Genomic DNA, 16,711 nt, shown 5'->3' on the forward strand with positions numbered 1-16,711 from the left:
TAGCGTTCGCAGGCACGAAGCCTGCATCCGCCAGATGCCCGGCTCGACCGAGTTGCCCACGGCAGCGTTTCCTGCGACTGCGGCGGGCAGCGGACTTCCAGTCGCGCGAAATCGGCCGATTGAATTAGCCGGACAGGCCACATAGGCTGAACCACGGACCATCGGATAGCACTCCGCCCCATGCCGCCCTCTTCGCTGACACACACGCTCCGCCGCCTCTGGGCCCTCGACAAGTTCGCCTACAGCCTGCGGGTGTTCATCGCCCTGGCCGGCGCCCTGCTGCTGTGCTGGTGGCAGGACCGCATCGAGCTGCTGATCCCGCTGTTCCTCGGGATCATCGCCAGCGCCCTGGCGGAGACCGACGACAACTGGCTCGGCCGCCTGCAAGCGCTGCTGGTGACCCTGCTGTGCTTCAGCGTCGCCGCCTTCGCCGTCGAGTTGCTGTTCCCCTATCCCTGGCTGTTCGTTTCCGGGATGGCGCTGTCGGCGTTCGGCATGATCTTCCTCGGCGCCCTCGGCGAGCGCTATGCGGCGATCGCCTCGGCGACCCTGATCCTCTCGATCTACACCATGATCGGTGTGGACCAGCGCGGCGGTGAGGTCGCCGATGTCTGGCACGAACCGCTGCTGCTGGTGGCCGGGGCGGCCTGGTACGGGCTGCTCTCGGTGCTGTGGAACGCGCTGTTCTCCAACCAGCCGGTGCAGCAGAGTCTTTCCCGCCTGTATTTCGAGCTGGGCGAATACCTGAGGATCAAGTCGAGCCTGTTCGAACCGTTGCGCCAGCTCGACGTGGAGGGCCAGCGCCTCGCCCTGGCACGGCAGAACGGCAAGGTGGTGGTGGCGCTGAACCAGGCCAAGGAGACCATTCTCAACCGCCTCGGCCATGGCCGGCCGGGCCCCAAGGTGAGCCGCTACCTGAAGCTCTATTTCATCGCCCAGGACGTCCACGAGCGCGCCAGTTCCTCGCACTACCCGTACAACCGGCTGGCAGAGGCGTTCTTCCACAGCGACGTGCTGTTCCGCTGCCAGCGCCTGCTCAACCAGCAGGGCAAGGCCTGCCAGGCCCTGGCGCGGGCTATCCGCCTGCGCCAGCCGTTCGACTACGCCGACCGCGAGCTGGCCCTGGAAGATCTCCAGGCCTCGCTCGAACACCTGCGCCAGCAGAGCAACCCGGCCTGGAAGGGCCTGCTGCGCTCGCTCGGCGCCCTGGCCGCCAACCTCACCACGCTGGACCGCAAGCTGGCCGGGGCGAGCAACCCGGACGCCATCGCCGACGAACAGGACAGCGCCCTGCTCGACCGCTCGCCGCGCAGCCTGAAGGACGCCTTCGAGCGCCTGCGCCAGCAGCTCACCCCGACCTCGCTGCTGTTCCGCCACGGCCTGCGCATGGCCCTGGCGCTGACCGCCGGCTACGGCGTGCTGCACTGGATCCATCCGACCCAGGGCTACTGGATACTGCTCACCACGGTGTTCGTCTGCCAGCCCAACTATGGCGCGACCCGCCTGCGCCTGGTGCAGCGGATCCTCGGTACGGTGGTCGGCCTGGTGGTCGGCTGGGCGCTGATCGACCTGTTCCCCAGCCCGCTGGTGCAGTCGCTGTTCGCGGTCGCCGCCGGGGTCGCCTTCTTCGCCACCCGCAGCAGTCGCTATACCCTGGCGACGGCGGCGATCACCCTGCTGGTGCTGTTCTGCTTCAACCAGGTCGGCGATGGCTACGGGCTGATCCTGCCCCGCCTGTTCGATACCTTGCTGGGCAGCCTGATCGCCGGCCTCGCGGTGTTCCTGGTGCTGCCCGACTGGCAGGGCCGCCGGCTCAACCGCATGCTCGCCAACACCCTCGCCTGCAACAGCCGTTACCTGCGGCAGATCATGCAGCAGTACGCCACCGGCAAGCGCGACGACCTCGACTACCGCACCGCCCGGCGCAACGCGCACAACGCCGACGCAGCGCTGTCGACCACCCTGTCGAACATGCTCCTGGAGCCCGGCCACTTCAGGAAGGACGCCGAGATCGGCTTCCGCTTCCTGGTCCTCTCGCACACCCTGCTCAGCTATCTATCCGGTCTCGGCGCGCACCGCGAAAGCCTGCCCGAGGACGCCAGCGACGGCCTCCTGGAGCGCGCCGCCGAGCGGCTCTCCGCCAGCCTCGAGGAAATCGCCGCGAGCCTGGAACAGAAACGCCCGGTCGCCATCTACAGCGAAGAGGAGGAAGCGCTGGCCAAGGAACTGGAGCAGATGCCCGAGGACATGGACGACAGCCATCGCCTGGTACAGACCCAACTGGCGCACATCTGTCGCCAGCTCGCCCCGCTGCGCACCCTGGCCGCGCACTTGCTGAAGAAGGAACTGGCCGGCGCGCAGCCGCTGCCAGGCCAGCCCTAGCGCGCGCCGTAGCGCTCCAGCAGACGCTGGTAGCTGCCGTCGTCGCGCATGCCGCGGATGGCCAGGTCGAAGCCGTCGACGATCTCGTCATGCCGGGGATTCCTCAGGCTCACCAGCAGGTGCAGGCCGTTCTCGCCAAGCGGGGTGGGCAGTACCTCCAGCTTGTCGCGCAAATCGGCCAGCTCGCCCTTGAAGGCGACCCCCAGCGCCAGCTCGTCCTCCACCGCCAGGTCGACCCGCCCCGCCTCGAGCATCCGCGCGGCGTTGGCGAAGCTGGTTACGTTGACCTTCTGCAGACGGCTGTCACGGTCGAATTCGGGCGCGTAGGCATAGTCGCGCACGACCGCGATGCGGTAGGGACGCAGGTCGCTCAGGCGGGAAAACTCGATACCCCGCCCCTTGCGTTGCAGCAGGCGAATGCGGTTGCTCAGGTAGGCGCGGGAAAACTGCCCGTAGAGGCTGCGGGCGGGCTCGTACCAGGCGCTCAGGGCGATGTCGTAGTCACCGCTGCGCACGCCGTGCAGGGCACGCGACCAGGGTACCTGCTGGAAGCTCGAGTCGAAGCCGGCGCGCTTGAGCGCGGTGGTCACCAGTTCCACCGCCAGGCCGTTGCCAGGCAGGCGCGAATCGACGAAAGGCGGCCAGGAGTCGCCGACCAGGCGCAGGTTGGCGGCAGGCAGCGCGCAAGGGAGGAGCAATGTCAGCAGCAGGAGTGCGCATCGCAGCATGAAGGAGCGTCCCGGGAGTGGATCGCCACAGCATAGCCATCCCGACCCCGGGCACGCATGTCCCCGTGTCGCGGCTCGATGATATTTCCATCACAAACCGCGCGCTTTCACCTCTCCTCGTCCTCTCCGGCGGCCTTTTCGTTTCGCGGCGCGGCACCTGCGTACTTGCCGCCGAAGAGTTCGATCGGCATCGGGAAGACGATGGTCGAACTCTTGTCGCCGGCGATCGCGCCGAGGGTCTGCATGTAGCGCAACTGCATGGCGCCACTCTGCCGGCCGAGCATCTGCGCCGCCTGCATGAGTTTCTCCGAGGCTTGCAGCTCGCCCTCGGCATGGATCACCTTGGCCCTGCGCTCACGCTCCGCCTCGGCCTGCCGGGCGATGGCGCGGACCATCGATTCGTTGAGATCGACGTGCTTGATTTCCACATTCGCCACCTTGATGCCCCAGGCGTCGGTCTGCGCATCGAGCACCTGCTGGATATCCAGGTTCAGGCGCTCGCGCTCGGCGAGCATCTCGTCCAGTTCGTGCTTGCCCAGCACCGCGCGCAGGGTGGTCTGGGCCAACTGGCTGGTGGCGGCCAGGTAGTTCTCCACCTGGATGATCGCCTTCTGCGGATCGAGCACGCGGAAGTACACCACCGCGTTGACCTTCACCGAAACGTTGTCGCGGGAAATCACATCCTGCGGCGGCACGTCGAGGACGATGGTGCGCAGGTCGATGCGCACCATCTGCTGGATCGCCGGGATCACCAGCACCAGCCCCGGCCCCTTGACCTTCCAGAACCGCCCGAGCTGGAACACCACGCCGCGCTCGTACTCGCGGAGGATGCGCAGCGCGCTGAACAGCAGCAGCGCGAGGAACACCAGCAACATCGCCAAACCATAGGAAATACCCATCATCCACCTCCTTCATCGGCCAGCGCGACTTCCAGGAGCAGGCCCTTGCGCGCCAGCACCCAGACCGGCTGGCCCACCGCCAGCGGCCGTGCGGCGAGCACCCGCCAGCGCTCGCCCTGGAGCTGCACCCAGCCTGCGCAGGGTTGTTCGGAATCCACCGCCGCCACCGTCGCCAGGCTGCCGACCAATCCGGCGGTGCCACTTACCACCGCTTGCCGGCGAGTACGCAGGGCCATGCCCAGCAGACCGACGATCAGCGCGGCGCTGAGCAACGCCAAGGCCACCACCAGGCCGGGCGGAATGCCGTAGCCGGGCACCTCGGTATCGATCAGGATCAGCGCGCCGACCACGAACGAGACGATTCCGCCGATGCCGAGCACGCCGAAGCTGGCGACGAACGCCTCGCCCACCATGAACGCCAGGCCCAGCGCGATCAGCGCCAGCCCGGCGTAGTTGACCGGCAGCATCTGCAGGGCGTACAGGCCAAGCAGCAGGCAGATGCCGCCGAGCACGCCGGGCAACGCCATGCCGGGATTGGCCAGTTCGAAGATCAGCCCGTAGATGCCGATCATCATCAGGATCAGCGCCACGCTGGGATCGGTGAGCACCGCCAGCAACCGCGCGCGCCAGTCCGGTGCCTGGCGCTCGACCGTGGCGCCGGCGGTAGCCAGGGTAAGCGCGCGCTCGCCGACGCGCAGGCTGCGGCCGTCGAGCTGGCGCAGCAGGTCGGGCAGGTCGCGGGCCTGCAGGTCGATCACCTTCTGCGCCGCCGCCTCGTGCGCCGCCATGCTGACCGCCTCGCGCACCGCGCGCTCGGCCCATTCGACGTTGCGCCCGCGCAACTGCGCGAGGCCACGGATATAGGCGGCGGCGTCGTTGACCTGCTTGCGCGCCATGGGTTCGGCGTCCCGCGCCGGGGGCTTCTCTGCGGGCTTGTCCGGCGTCCCCAGGCGAACCGGGGTGGCGGCGCCGAGGTTGGTCCCCGGCGCCATCGCCGCGATATGGCAGGCATACAGGATGTAGGTGCCGGCGCTCGCCGCCCGCGCCCCGCTGGGCGCGACGAAACCGGCGACCGGCACCTGGCTGGCGAGGATCGCCTTGACGATGCGCCGCATCGATGCGTCCAGGCCGCCGGGCGTGTCCAGTTCCAGCACCACCAGTTGCGCGCCGTCCTCGGCGGCACGCTCGATGCCGCGCACCAGGTAATCGGCGCTGGCCGGGCCGATCGCACCATCCACCGAGAGCACCCGTACCGGTCCGGAGGCCGCGAGACAGGCCGGGCCGGCGAAGCACAGCAACAGCGCCAGCGCGAGCCGGCACAGCATCCGCATATCGACCTCCCCGACCGCCCGGCCGGGCCACCCCGGGACGAAGGCGCTCGTCCCGCGCACCGGGCCGGCAAGCGACCGGCCCCGCCGCGCACTTCTCAGTCTAGTCCAGTGGCTCTCGCCTTCCCCGCGCGTGTCCGGATCGGCAAATCCCTCAACATGCCAACTTTTTAGCGACGAAATGATGGCACTCGCCACAGGAATTCATTAATCTTCGCGGCCGCAGCGGGCAGGCCGCCTGGCGCCCGACCCCATCCGGCTTCCGGCGGCCTCCCGCGGCCCTTGTCCTTTCTTCGCCAGACGAAGCCGGTATGCGAAAGACATAACTTGTCACAATCGCCTGCCCATCATGTGCCGGTCATCCCCAGCGCGGACCCGCACCATGACCTCCGATGTCCTTCCCGCCGTCGCCGTCGCCAGTGCCGCCGGCAACGCGCACAAGCCCCATCTCGAGCAGCGTCCCGGCCGCCTCACCGCCTTCGTATTCTTCGCCGTGCTCGCCACCGGACTGCTGTTCAGCGCCTACAGCCTGATGCAGGACGTCGATGACGTCGGTTCCGCGATCACCACCTGGACGCCCTTCCTGCTGCTCGGCGTGGCCCTGCTGATCGCCCTCGGCTTCGAGTTCGTCAACGGCTTCCACGACACTGCCAACGCGGTGGCCACGGTGATCTACACCCACTCGCTGCCGCCGCACTTCGCGGTGGTCTGGTCGGGTTGCTTCAACTTTCTCGGCGTATTGCTCTCCAGCGGCGCGGTGGCCTTCGGCATCATCGCCCTGCTGCCGGTGGAACTGATCCTGCAGGTCGGTTCCTCGGCCGGCTTCGCCATGGTCTTCGCCCTGCTGATCGCCGCCATCCTGTGGAACCTCGGGACCTGGTGGCTGGGCCTGCCGGCGTCGTCCTCGCACACCCTGATCGGCTCGATCATCGGCGTCGGCGTGGCCAACGCGCTGATGCACGGGCGCGACGGCACCAGCGGGGTGGACTGGGGCCAGGCGACCAAGGTCGGCTATTCCCTGCTGCTCTCGCCGCTGATCGGCTTCGCCTGCGCCGCCCTGCTGCTCCTGGCGCTGCGCCTGCTGGTGAAGAACCGCGCGCTGTACAAGGCGCCGAAGGGCAAGGCGCCGCCGCCCTGGTGGATCCGCGGCCTGCTGATCCTGACCTGTACCGGGGTGTCCTTCGCCCACGGCTCCAACGACGGACAGAAAGGCATGGGCCTGATCATGCTGATCCTGGTCGGCACCCTGCCGATGGCCTACGCCCTGAACCGCACCATGCCGGCGGACCAGGCAGTGCAGTTCGCCGCCGTCGCCGAGGTCACCCGGCAAGCGCTGGTGAAGAGCGCGCCGCAACCGGCGCCGGCCGATCCGCGCCAGGTACTCTCCGACTACGTGCGCAGCAAGCAGGCATCGCCTGAGCTGATCCCGGCGCTGGCCGCCCTGACCGGCTCGATCGGCCAGGAAGTGAAAGGCTATGGCGCGTTCTCGCGGGTACCGGCGCAAGCCATGGGCAACGTGCGCAACGACATGTACCTGACCTCCGAGGCGATCCGCCTGATGGACAAGGACGGCGTCGGCCGCTTCGACGCCGACACCCGCGGCAAGTTGCAGGCGTTCAAGCGGAAGATCGACGACGCCACCAAGTTCATCCCGCTATGGGTGAAGATCGCCGTGGCCATCGCCCTCGGCCTGGGCACCATGGTCGGCTGGAAACGCATCGTGGTGACGGTCGGCGAGAAGATCGGCAAGACCCACCTGACCTACGCCCAGGGCGCCTCGGCGGAAACCGTGGCGATGCTGACCATTGGCGCGGCGGACCTGTATGGCTTGCCGGTATCCACCACCCATGTGCTGTCTTCCGGGGTGGCCGGGACCATGGCGGCGAACGGTTCGGGACTACAGTGGAAGACCATCCGCAACCTGCTGATGGCCTGGGTGCTGACGCTGCCGGCGGCGATCCTGCTCTCGGCCTCGCTCTACTGGCTGCTCACCCGGCTGTTCTGAAACACGGCGGCCGGCACGGGTGCCGGCCGCTCGTCGCGCCGATCAGGGCAGGACTTCGTCTTCCTTGAACTGGTCCTTGATGTAGGTGATCTCGGTCTTGCCGTGGGGCGCCGGCAGGCCGTCCGGGCCGAGGTTGACGAAGACCATCTTGTCGATGGTGAGGATGCTCTTGCGGGTGATCTTGTTGCGCACGTGGCAGGTCATGGTCAGCGAGGTACGACCGAAGTCGGTGGCGGTGATGCCCAGCTCGATGATGTCGCCCTGGCGCGCCGAGCTGACGAAGTTGATCTCGGAAATGTACTTGGTGACCACGCGCTGGTTGCCCAGCTGGATGATCGCGTAGATCGCCGCTTCTTCGTCGATCCAGCGCAGCAGGCTGCCGCCGAACAGGGTGCCGTTGGGGTTGAGATCTTCTGGCTTGACCCACTTGCGGGTGTGGAAATTCATGTGAACTCCTGGTGTGGTGCCCCACGGCCGCCATCCTGGCCGTCGTGAAGGATGCCCGGCGGTATCGCCGCCGCGGCTCCGCGGGACCCGGCGGATCGGCCCGGTCCCGGGGGCGGCGCGTCCTGCCTGCGCCACCCGATGTTCCTGCGCGTTCAGCCCAGCCCGTTGGCCTCGCGGTACTGCCTGGCCTCTTCCACCAGCCAGTCGCGGAAGGCATTGAGCATCGCCGATTCGACCCTGCGCTCGGGAATGATCAGGTAATACGCATTCTCGCTCAAATAGGCATGTTGCATGGGCACGATAAGCCTTCCGTCGGCCAGCTCGTCCTGGATCAGGAAGGGCGGTATGAGGGCCACGCCCATGCCGTGCATGGCCGCCTGGGCAAGCATGGAGAACAGCTCGTAGCGCGGCCCGCTCATGTCGTGGGCGACGTTCAGTCCCTGGGAGTGAAACCACTGGCGCCAAGCGTAGGGCCGGGTGCTCTGCTGCATCAGCGGCAGCCCGGCGACCTGCTCGGCGCTCAGCGTTCGACGCCCGCCCAGCAGCTCCGGGCTGCACACCGGCACCGGATTCTCGCGCATCAGGAAATGCGAGACGGTACCCGACCAGTCGGCGTCGCCGAAGTACAGCGCGGCGTCGAACTCGGTGTCGGCGAAGAGGAACGGGCGGGTGCGGTTGGTCAGGTTGACCGTGACCTCCGGGTGCAGCCGCTGGAAACGCTTGAGCCGCGGCAACAGCCATTGGGTGCCGAAGGTCGGCACCACCGCCAGTTCGATCGCGCCGCCGCCCTGGTGCCCCATCACCGCCAGGGTGTCGCGCTCCACCGCGTCGAGGCGTACCGCCACCCGCCGGCTATAGGACAGCCCGGCCTCGGTGAGCTTGACCCCGCGCCGCGAGCGACGGAACAGCTCGACACCGAGGAACTCCTCGAGCGTGGCGATCTGCCGGCAGATCGCGCTCTGGGTCAGGGACAACTCCTCCGCCGCCTTGGTGAAGCTCTCGTGGCGCGCGGCGGATTCGAAGCTGACCAGCGCGGCGGTGGAAGGGATCTTGCGTCGCATGGAGGACTCCGGAGTGCCGGTTTCGCATCTATGACGCCCAGGTCACGATTCCTCGCGCCTCTTCAAGGGCATGAAATACGAGACTCATTTTCTCGGAGTGAGAAAATAGCACAAGTGCGTGCGAATTCCTCGTTTGCCGCCCCATTCGCTAGGCTCTTAGGATGCTTCCATTCCGGCTGGCCCACGCCAGCCTCCGCTACCGCTTGACGAGGATGTACGCATGGCCACCAAAGCTAGCTTCAACTGGGAAGATCCCCTGCTGCTGGACCAGCAGCTCACCGAAGAAGAGCGCATGGTTCGCGACAGCGCCCAGCAGTTCGCCCAGGACAAGCTGGCCCCGCGCGTGCTCGAAGCCTTCCGCCACGAACAGACCGACCCGAAGATCTTCCGCGAGATGGGCGAGACCGGCCTGCTCGGCGCGACCATTCCCGAAGCCTACGGCGGCAGCGGCCTCAACTACGTCTGCTATGGCCTGATCGCTCGCGAAGTCGAGCGCGTCGACTCCGGCTATCGCTCGATGATGAGCGTGCAGTCCTCGCTGGTGATGGTGCCGATCCATGAATTCGGCAACGAAGCCACCCGGCAGAAGTACCTGCCCAAGCTGGCCAGCGGCGAATACATCGGCTGCTTCGGCCTGACCGAGCCGAACCACGGTTCCGACCCGGGCTCGATGGTCACCCGGGCGAAGAAGGTCGACGGCGGCTATCGCCTGAGCGGCAGCAAGATGTGGATCACCAACAGCCCGATCGCCGACGTCTTCGTGGTCTGGGCCAAGGATGACGAAGGGCAGATCCGCGGCTTCGTCCTCGAGAAGGGCTGGGAAGGTCTGAGCGCCCCGGCGATCCATGGCAAGGTCGGCCTGCGTGCCTCGATCACCGGCGAGATCGTGATGGACAACGTGTTCGTTCCGGAAGAGAACGCCTTCCCCGAAGTGCGCGGCCTGCGCGGTCCGTTCACCTGCCTGAACTCGGCGCGCTACGGGATCTCCTGGGGCGCCCTGGGCGCCGCCGAATTCTGCTGGCACACCGCCCGCCAGTACGTGCTCGACCGCCAGCAGTTCGGCCGCCCGCTGGCCGCCAACCAACTGATCCAGAAGAAGCTGGCCGACATGCAGACCGAGATCACCCTGGCCCTGCAAGGCTGCCTGCGCCTGGGGCGGATGAAGGACGAAGGCACCGCGGCGGTGGAAATCACCTCGATCATGAAGCGCAACAGCTGCGGCAAGGCCCTCGACATCGCCCGCCTGGCCCGCGACATGCTGGGCGGCAACGGCATCTCCGACGAATTCGGCATCGCCCGCCACCTGGTCAACCTGGAAGTGGTGAACACCTACGAGGGCACCCACGATGTCCACGCGCTGATCCTCGGCCGCGCGCAGACCGGCATCCAGGCATTCTTCTGAGCCACCGAGCAACACCCCGGCGCGCTTTTTCACGGTAGCGCGCCGGCCGCCGGGGAGACGGGCAAGGAACCCGTCTTCCCGGCCATTTCCGTTTCCAGCCCCCAGCAGCGAGAACCGTCATGCCCGGCGCCCTTTCCCATATCCGCGTACTCGACCTGTCCCGTGTCCTGGCCGGCCCCTGGGCCGGGCAGATCCTCGCCGACCTCGGCGCCGAGGTGATCAAGATCGAGCGCCCCGGCAGCGGCGACGACACCCGCGCCTGGGGCCCGCCGTTCCTCAAGGATGCCGAAGGCAACGACACCAGCGAGGCGGCCTACTACCTGTCGGCCAACCGCAACAAGAAGTCGGTGACGGTGGACTTCACCCAGCCGGAAGGCCAGCGCATCGTTCGCGAACTGGCGGCCAAGGCCGACATCCTGCTGGAGAACTTCAAGGTCGGCGGGCTCAAGGCCTATGGCCTCGACTATGAATCGCTGAAGCAGGTCAACCCGAAGCTGATCTACTGTTCGATCACCGGCTTCGGCCAGTCCGGCCCCTATGCCAAGCGCGCCGGCTATGACTTCATGATCCAGGGCCTGGGCGGCCTGATGAGCCTCACCGGGCGCGCCGACAACGAGGAAGGCGCCGGTCCGGTGAAGGTCGGCGTGGCGCTGACCGATATCCTCACCGGGCTGTACTCCTCCACCGCGGTGCTCGCCGCCCTCGCCCACCGCGACGTCAGCGGCATCGGCCAGCACATCGATATGGCCCTGCTCGACGTGCAGGTCGCCTGCCTGGCCAACCAGACCCTCAACTACCTGACCACCGGCGTGCCGCCGCGGCGCCTGGGCAACGCACACCCGAACATCGTGCCGTACCAGGACTTCCCCACCGCCGACGGCGACATGATCCTCACGGTCGGCAACGACAGCCAGTTCCGCAAGTTCGCCGAGCTGGCAGACCACCCGGAATGGGCCGACGACCCGCGCTTCGCCACCAACAAGGCGCGGGTGGCCAACCGCGAGGTGCTGATCCCGCTGATCCGCCAGGCCACGGTGCTGCACACCACCGCCGAGTGGATTCTTTCCCTGGAGCGCGCCGGCGTGCCCTGCGGGCCGATCAACGACCTGGCGCAGGTGTTCGCCGACCCGCAGGTGCAGGCCCGCGGCCTGCGCGTGGAGCTACCGCACCCGCTGGCCGGGACGGTGCCGCAGGTGGCCAGCCCGATCCGCCTGTCCGAGACGCCGGTGGAATACCGCAACCCGCCGCCCACCCTCGGCCAGCACACCGATGAGGTCCTCGAGACGCTCCTCGGCCTGGACGCGGCCGCGCTGGAAAGGCTGCGCGACGGCAAGGTGATCTGAGCCCCGCGCCCCGCCCCAGCGACGCATCGACGGACAACGCCCCACCGTACCCCGCGCAGCACCACGTAGGGCGCATAACCGCAACGCGGTTATCCGCCGCCCAGCCGCGCATCGGCGGATAACGCCCCTGGCGTTATTCGCCCTACCGTACCCGTGTAGAAGGCGGTCGATGCCGGCGCCTCGATGGAAGCGCCACTCAGGCCGCCAGGCGGCCGCCGGCGATCGCCTCGGAGGCCTTGAGCATGGCCCGCAACAGCACCGCGCAGCCGGCGGCCAGGTCGTCGGGGCTGGCGTTCTCGATCTCGTTGTGGCTGATGCCGTTCTCGCAGGGCACGAAGATCATCCCCGCCGGACCGAGTTCGGCGAGGAAGATCGCGTCGTGGCCGGCGCCGCTGACGATGTCCATCTGCGGCATGCCCAGCGCCTGCGCCGCCTCGCGCACCGCGCCGACGCATCCCTGGTCGAAGTACAGCGGCGGGAAATCGGCGGTCGGCACCAGCTCGTATTGCAAGCCATGCTTCTCGCAGGTAGCGGCGATCACCTGGCGGACCTCGGCGATCATCGAGTCCAGGCGCTCCGGTTGCAGATGGCGGAAGTCCAGGGTCATCTTCACTTCGCCGGGTATCACGTTGCGCGAACCGGGATAGGCGTGCAGGCAGCCGACCGTGCCGCAAGCATGCGGCTGATGGCCGAGGGCCGCGCGATTGACCGCCTCGACCACCGCCGCGGCACCGACCAGGGCATCCTTGCGCAGGTGCATCGGCGTTGGCCCGGCGTGTGCCTCGACGCCGCGCAGGGACAGGTCGAACCATTTCTGCCCGAGCGCGCCGAGCACCACGCCGATGGTCTTCTCCTCGTCCTCGAGGATCGGCCCCTGTTCGATGTGCGCCTCGAAATAGGCGCCCACCGGATGTCCGAGACAATCGCGCGCTCCCGCGTAGCCGATGGCGTCCAGCGCCTCGCCTACGCTGACACCGTCGGCATCGCGCTTGGCCAGGGTCTCCTCCAGGGTGAACTTCCCGGCGAATACGCCCGAGCCCATCATGCAGGGCGCGAAGCGCGAGCCTTCCTCGTTGGTCCACACCACCACCTCCAGCGGCGCCTCGGTTTCCACCCCGAGGTCGTTGAGGGTGCGGATCACCTCGAGGCCGGCCATCACCCCGAAGCAGCCGTCGAACTTGCCACCGGTGGGCTGGGTGTCGATGTGGCTACCGGTCATCACCGGGGGCAAGTCCGGGTTACGCCCGGGACGACGGGCGAAGATGTTGCCGACCCGATCGACGCTGACCGTGCAGCCGGCCGCTTCGCACCATTGCACGAAGAGATCGCGGGCCTGGCGGTCGAGATCGCTCAGGGCCAGGCGGCAGACCCCACCCTTGGCGGTGGCGCCGAGGCGGGCGAGATCCATCAGCGATTGCCAGAGGCGCTGGCCATCGATGTGTCGCTGGGTGGATTGCAGGACGTTCCGGGCAGTGCTCATTGTCGTCTCCTCAGGCTTGGAGTAGGTGTCGGCGGCTCGCCGGCCGCCTGTATGCCCATCAGGGCAGCGGTTTGGCCAATGCCGCCGGGCTCCGCGCACGGCGGCCGCAGAGGCCGTAGTAGAGCGCGCCGCCGAGCAGCGAGCCGGTGAACCAGCCGTAGTCGTAGAACCAGTGGAACTGGCGGTTGCCGAGGGCCATGACGGTCAGCGCCACCGGCACCGCGAAGGCGGCGAAGCCGGGCCAGTTCCAGGCCGGGTAGACGTCGTCGCGGTAGAGTCCGGCGAGGTCGAGGCGTTGCCTGCGCACCAGGAAGTAGTCCACCACCATGATCCCCGCGATCGGCCCGAGCAGGCTGGAGTAGCCGAGCAGCCAGTTGGAGTAGACGCTTTCCAGGCTGAGGTCGGAAACGATCCAGCCGAGCTTCTTCAGCAACTCGTGGGCCATCAGCGCCAGGCCGATGAAACCGGTGAGCCAGACGGCGCGGGTGCGGCCGATGAGTTTCGGTGCGATGTTCTGGAAGTCGTTGGTCGGCGAGACGATGTTCGCCGCGGTGTTGGTCGAGAGGGTGGCGACGATGATCAACGCCATCGCCACCGCCACCCAGCCGGGGCTGGGGATGTGGCCGATCAGGCTGACCGGGTCGGAAACCGTCTCGCCCACCAGCGAAGCCGAGGCGGCGGTCATCACCACGCCGAGGGCGGCGAACAGGAACATGGTCAGCGGCAGGCCGAAGATCTGCCCGAGTATCTGGTCCTTCTGGCTACGCGCATAGCGGCTGAAGTCGGGGATGTTCAGCGACAGCGTGGCCCAGAAGCCGACCATCGCCGTCAGCCCGGCCATGAAGTAGCCGGTGACGCTGGCGCCTTCCGGGCGCTTCGGCGGCTGCGCCAGCAGTTCGCTGACCGATATGTGCGGCAGCGCCCACACCAGCAGGCCGAGGCCGACCAGCACCAGCAGCGGTGCCGAGAGTGTCTCCAGCCATTTGATCGACTCCGCGCCGCGCAGCACCACCCACAGGTTCAGCCCCCAGAACAGGAGGAAACCGATCACCTCGCCGGTACCGCCGAGGGCTTTCCAGGCGGGAAAGATCGAACCGAGGAAGAGATGGATCGCCAGCCCGCCGAACAGCGTCTGGATGCCGAACCAGCCGCACGCGACCACGGCGCGGATCAGGCATGGCACGTTGGAGCCGATGATGCCGAACGAAGCGCGCAGCAGCACCGGGAAGGGAATGCCGTAGCGGGTGCCGGCGAAGGCATTGAGGGTCAGCGGGATCAGCACCACCAGGTTGGCCAGCAGGATCGCCAGCAGCGCTTCGCCGACGCTGAGGCCGAAGTAGGCGGTGAGGACGCCGCCGAGGGTGTAGGTGGGCACGCAGATGGACATGCCGATCCACAGCGCGGTGATGTGCCACCTGTTCCAGGTACGCTGTTCCACCCGGGTCGGGGCGATGTCGTGGTTGTAGCGGGGGCTGTCGAGTACGTCGCTGCCGGCGGACAGCTCGACCAAGCCGTCGCGCTCGGTCACTTCCGATCTGCTCTGTTGCATGGGCCTCTCCAGAATTCTTTTAGTTATTCGCTCATCGGGCTAATGCGATGGCCGGAGTACCGCACCACCAGTACTGCACCTCCGGTCCGGACAATGCCGTGGCGGGCGGCACTCAATAAGCGTGCCGAAAACCCCGCGACGTCACTGGGCAGGCCGGTCTACTGGAGGTAACCGACTGATCTGAAACACTTCATCGACAACGTCGGTGACACGCCGACGGGCAGTCCGGCGTGTCACCGGGGGAAATGCGCGAGCCTGTCGCCCCGGTCAGGAACCAAAGGAGTGCAGGCGAACTTTTTTCATCTCCCCACAACCGTTCGAACACGGCTTTCAAGCGGCTGATTTTGCATGGGAAATCTCGACCTTTTTGAATTCTTGTCAAGCGCGTCAAAATGGTGAGAACCCTCACCATTTTGGTGATATTTATTTTTAATTATTTAAAATCAATAAGTTACAAACTCAAACAACCATTTGAAAATAATCTTGCTCAATCGATGATCAGCATCTAGATTCGAATCCTGTCAGCGCTGACAGGATTACAAAAGTCCTCGGCGCATGGCGAAAAAACAATTTCAAGAACCGGCAACGACCGGTCAGCCTGCGAGGAAAGACGGCATGTCCCTGTTGATCCGTGGCGCCACCGTGGTTACTCACGAAGAGAGTTATCGAGCCGACGTGCTCTGTGCCAACGGCCTCATCCAGGCCATCGGCGAGAACCTCGAAACCCCCTCCGGCTGCGACGTCCTCGACGGCGGTGGCCAGTACCTGATGCCGGGCGGCATCGACCCCCATACCCACATGCAGTTGCCCTTCATGGGCACGGTGGCCAGCGAGGACTTCTTCAGCGGCACCGCGGCCGGGCTGGCCGGAGGGACCACCTCGATCATCGACTTCGTCATCCCCAACCCGCGACAGTCGCTGCTGGAGGCCTTCCACACCTGGCGCGGCTGGGCGCAGAAATCCGCTGCGGACTACGGCTTCCACGTCGCCATCACCTGGTGGAGCGACGAGGTCGCCCGGGAAATGGGCGAGCTGGTGGCACAGCACGGGGTGAACAGCTTCAAGCACTTCATGGCCTACAAGAACGCCATCATGGCCGCCGACGATACCCTGGTAGCCAGCTTCGAGCGCTGCCTGGAGCTGGGCGCGGTGCCGACGGTGCACGCGGAGAACGGCGAACTGGTCTTCCACCTGCAGCAGAAACTCCTCGCCCAGGGCCTCACCGGCCCCGAGGCGCATCCGCTGTCGCGTCCGCCGCAAGTCGAGGGCGAGGCCGCCAGCCGCGCCATCCGCATCGCCGAGACGCTGGGTACGCCGCTGTACCTGGTGCATATTTCCAGCCGCGAGGCGCTGGACGAGATCGCCTATGCCCGCGCCAAGGGCCAGCCGGTCTACGGCGAGGTGCTGGCCGGGCACCTGCTGCTCGACGACAGCGTCTACCGCCACCCGGACTGGGCCACCGCGGCCGGCTACGTGATGAGCCCGCCGTTCCGTCCCGTCGAACACCAGGAAGCGCTGTGGCGCGGCCTGCAGTCCGGCAACCTGCATACCACCGCCACCGACCACTGCTGCTTCTGCGCCGAGCAGAAGGCCATGGGCCGCGACGACTTCAGCAAGATTCCCAATGGCACGGCCGGCATCGAGGACCGCATGGCGCTGCTGTGGGACGCCGGGGTCAACAGCGGGCGCCTGTCGATGCACGAGTTCGTCGCGCTGACCTCCACCAACACCGCGAAGATCTTCAACCTGTTCCCGCGCAAGGGCGCGATCCGCGTCGGCGCGGATGCCGACCTGGTGCTCTGGGACCCGCAGGGCAGCCGCACCCTCTCGGCCGCCACCCATCACCAGCGGGTCGATTTCAACATCTTCGAAGGTCGCACCGTGCGCGGCATACCCAGCCACACCATCAGCCAGGGCAAGCTGCTCTGGGCCGCCGGCGACCTGCGCGCCGAACCCGGCGCCGGACGCTACGTGGAGCGCCCGGCCTACCCGTCGGTGTACGAAGTGCTCGGCCGCCGCGCCGAACGCCAGCGCCCGGTCGCCGTCGAGCGCTGATCCTTCCCGCAATACCGGACCGGCCCGTAGAG

12 protein-coding genes are annotated in these 16,711 nt (G+C 67.2%); 5 read left to right on the plus strand and 7 right to left on the minus strand.

The window, feature by feature from the left end; all coding sequences use genetic code 11:
- Window positions 1–180 precede the first annotated feature (180 nt).
- Window positions 181–2,382, plus strand: a complete 2,202-nt coding sequence (gene yccS, locus HMPREF1224_RS25175) for a YccS family putative transporter (protein ID WP_010793533.1) — start codon at window positions 181–183, stop codon at window positions 2,380–2,382.
- On the opposite strand, the gene HMPREF1224_RS25180 is transcribed toward yccS, so the two are convergent.
- The 3 genes from HMPREF1224_RS25180 to HMPREF1224_RS25190 form a co-directional block, all read right to left on the minus strand.
- Window positions 2,379–3,110, minus strand: coding sequence for a substrate-binding periplasmic protein (locus HMPREF1224_RS25180; RefSeq protein WP_009315073.1), 732 nt, complete (start codon window positions 3,108–3,110; stop codon window positions 2,379–2,381). The two genes, yccS and HMPREF1224_RS25180, sit on opposite strands and share 4 nt — an antisense overlap.
- 107 nt (window positions 3,111–3,217) lie before the next feature.
- On the minus strand, window positions 3,218–4,012 hold the full coding sequence (locus HMPREF1224_RS25185) for a slipin family protein (RefSeq protein WP_003084693.1): 795 nt from the start codon (window positions 4,010–4,012) through the stop codon (window positions 3,218–3,220).
- Entirely contained in the window at window positions 4,009–5,340 is a 1,332-nt protein-coding gene (locus HMPREF1224_RS25190) for an NfeD family protein (protein WP_010793534.1), read from the minus strand. The genes HMPREF1224_RS25185 and HMPREF1224_RS25190 overlap by 4 nt, the downstream gene beginning before the upstream one ends.
- A 379-nt stretch (window positions 5,341–5,719) precedes the next feature.
- On the opposite strand from HMPREF1224_RS25190, the gene HMPREF1224_RS25195 reads away from it, so the two are divergent.
- Window positions 5,720–7,342, plus strand: a complete 1,623-nt coding sequence (locus HMPREF1224_RS25195) for an inorganic phosphate transporter (protein WP_010793535.1) — start codon at window positions 5,720–5,722, stop codon at window positions 7,340–7,342.
- A 42-nt stretch (window positions 7,343–7,384) separates the two neighbouring features.
- Here HMPREF1224_RS25195 and HMPREF1224_RS25200 read toward each other — a convergent pair whose 3' ends face one another.
- Both HMPREF1224_RS25200 and HMPREF1224_RS25205 read right to left on the minus strand, forming a co-directional pair.
- The gene (locus HMPREF1224_RS25200) at window positions 7,385–7,789 is read right to left on the minus strand and encodes an acyl-CoA thioesterase (RefSeq protein WP_003084686.1); all 405 of its coding nucleotides are present in this window, start codon (window positions 7,787–7,789) and stop codon (window positions 7,385–7,387) included.
- 152 nt (window positions 7,790–7,941) lie between these two features.
- Entirely contained in the window at window positions 7,942–8,850 is a 909-nt protein-coding gene (locus HMPREF1224_RS25205) for a LysR family transcriptional regulator (protein ID WP_003109731.1), read from the minus strand.
- A 220-nt stretch (window positions 8,851–9,070) separates the two neighbouring features.
- Between HMPREF1224_RS25205 and HMPREF1224_RS25210 the strand changes: the two genes are divergently transcribed.
- Both HMPREF1224_RS25210 and HMPREF1224_RS25215 read left to right on the plus strand, forming a co-directional pair.
- On the plus strand, window positions 9,071–10,252 hold the full coding sequence (locus HMPREF1224_RS25210; protein ID WP_003084682.1) for an acyl-CoA dehydrogenase: 1,182 nt from the start codon (window positions 9,071–9,073) through the stop codon (window positions 10,250–10,252).
- 119 nt (window positions 10,253–10,371) lie between these two features.
- A complete protein-coding gene (locus HMPREF1224_RS25215) occupies window positions 10,372–11,595 on the plus strand; it encodes a CaiB/BaiF CoA transferase family protein (RefSeq protein ID WP_003084679.1) in 1,224 nt (407 codons plus the stop codon).
- Window positions 11,596–11,791: 196 nt separating this feature from the next.
- Here the strand turns inward: HMPREF1224_RS25215 and HMPREF1224_RS25220 are convergent, their stop codons facing one another.
- Together HMPREF1224_RS25220 and HMPREF1224_RS25225 are read right to left on the minus strand one after the other, a co-directional pair.
- Window positions 11,792–13,075: a Zn-dependent hydrolase gene (locus HMPREF1224_RS25220; RefSeq protein ID WP_003084676.1), complete on the minus strand. Its 1,284-nt coding sequence runs from the start codon at window positions 13,073–13,075 to the stop codon at window positions 11,792–11,794.
- Window positions 13,076–13,133: 58 nt separating this feature from the next.
- Complete coding sequence (locus HMPREF1224_RS25225) at window positions 13,134–14,624, minus strand: NCS1 family nucleobase:cation symporter-1 (protein WP_003084674.1); 1,491 nt, start codon at window positions 14,622–14,624, stop codon at window positions 13,134–13,136.
- Window positions 14,625–15,239: 615 nt separating this feature from the next.
- Between HMPREF1224_RS25225 and hydA the strand changes: the two genes are divergently transcribed.
- Window positions 15,240–16,679, plus strand: coding sequence for a dihydropyrimidinase (gene hydA, locus HMPREF1224_RS25230; protein WP_003099919.1), 1,440 nt, complete (start codon window positions 15,240–15,242; stop codon window positions 16,677–16,679).
- Window positions 16,680–16,711 lie beyond the last annotated feature (32 nt).

This window comes from Pseudomonas sp. P179, from assembly GCF_000478485.2.
In the GTDB taxonomy this organism is placed as follows: domain Bacteria; phylum Pseudomonadota; class Gammaproteobacteria; order Pseudomonadales; family Pseudomonadaceae; genus Pseudomonas; species Pseudomonas aeruginosa.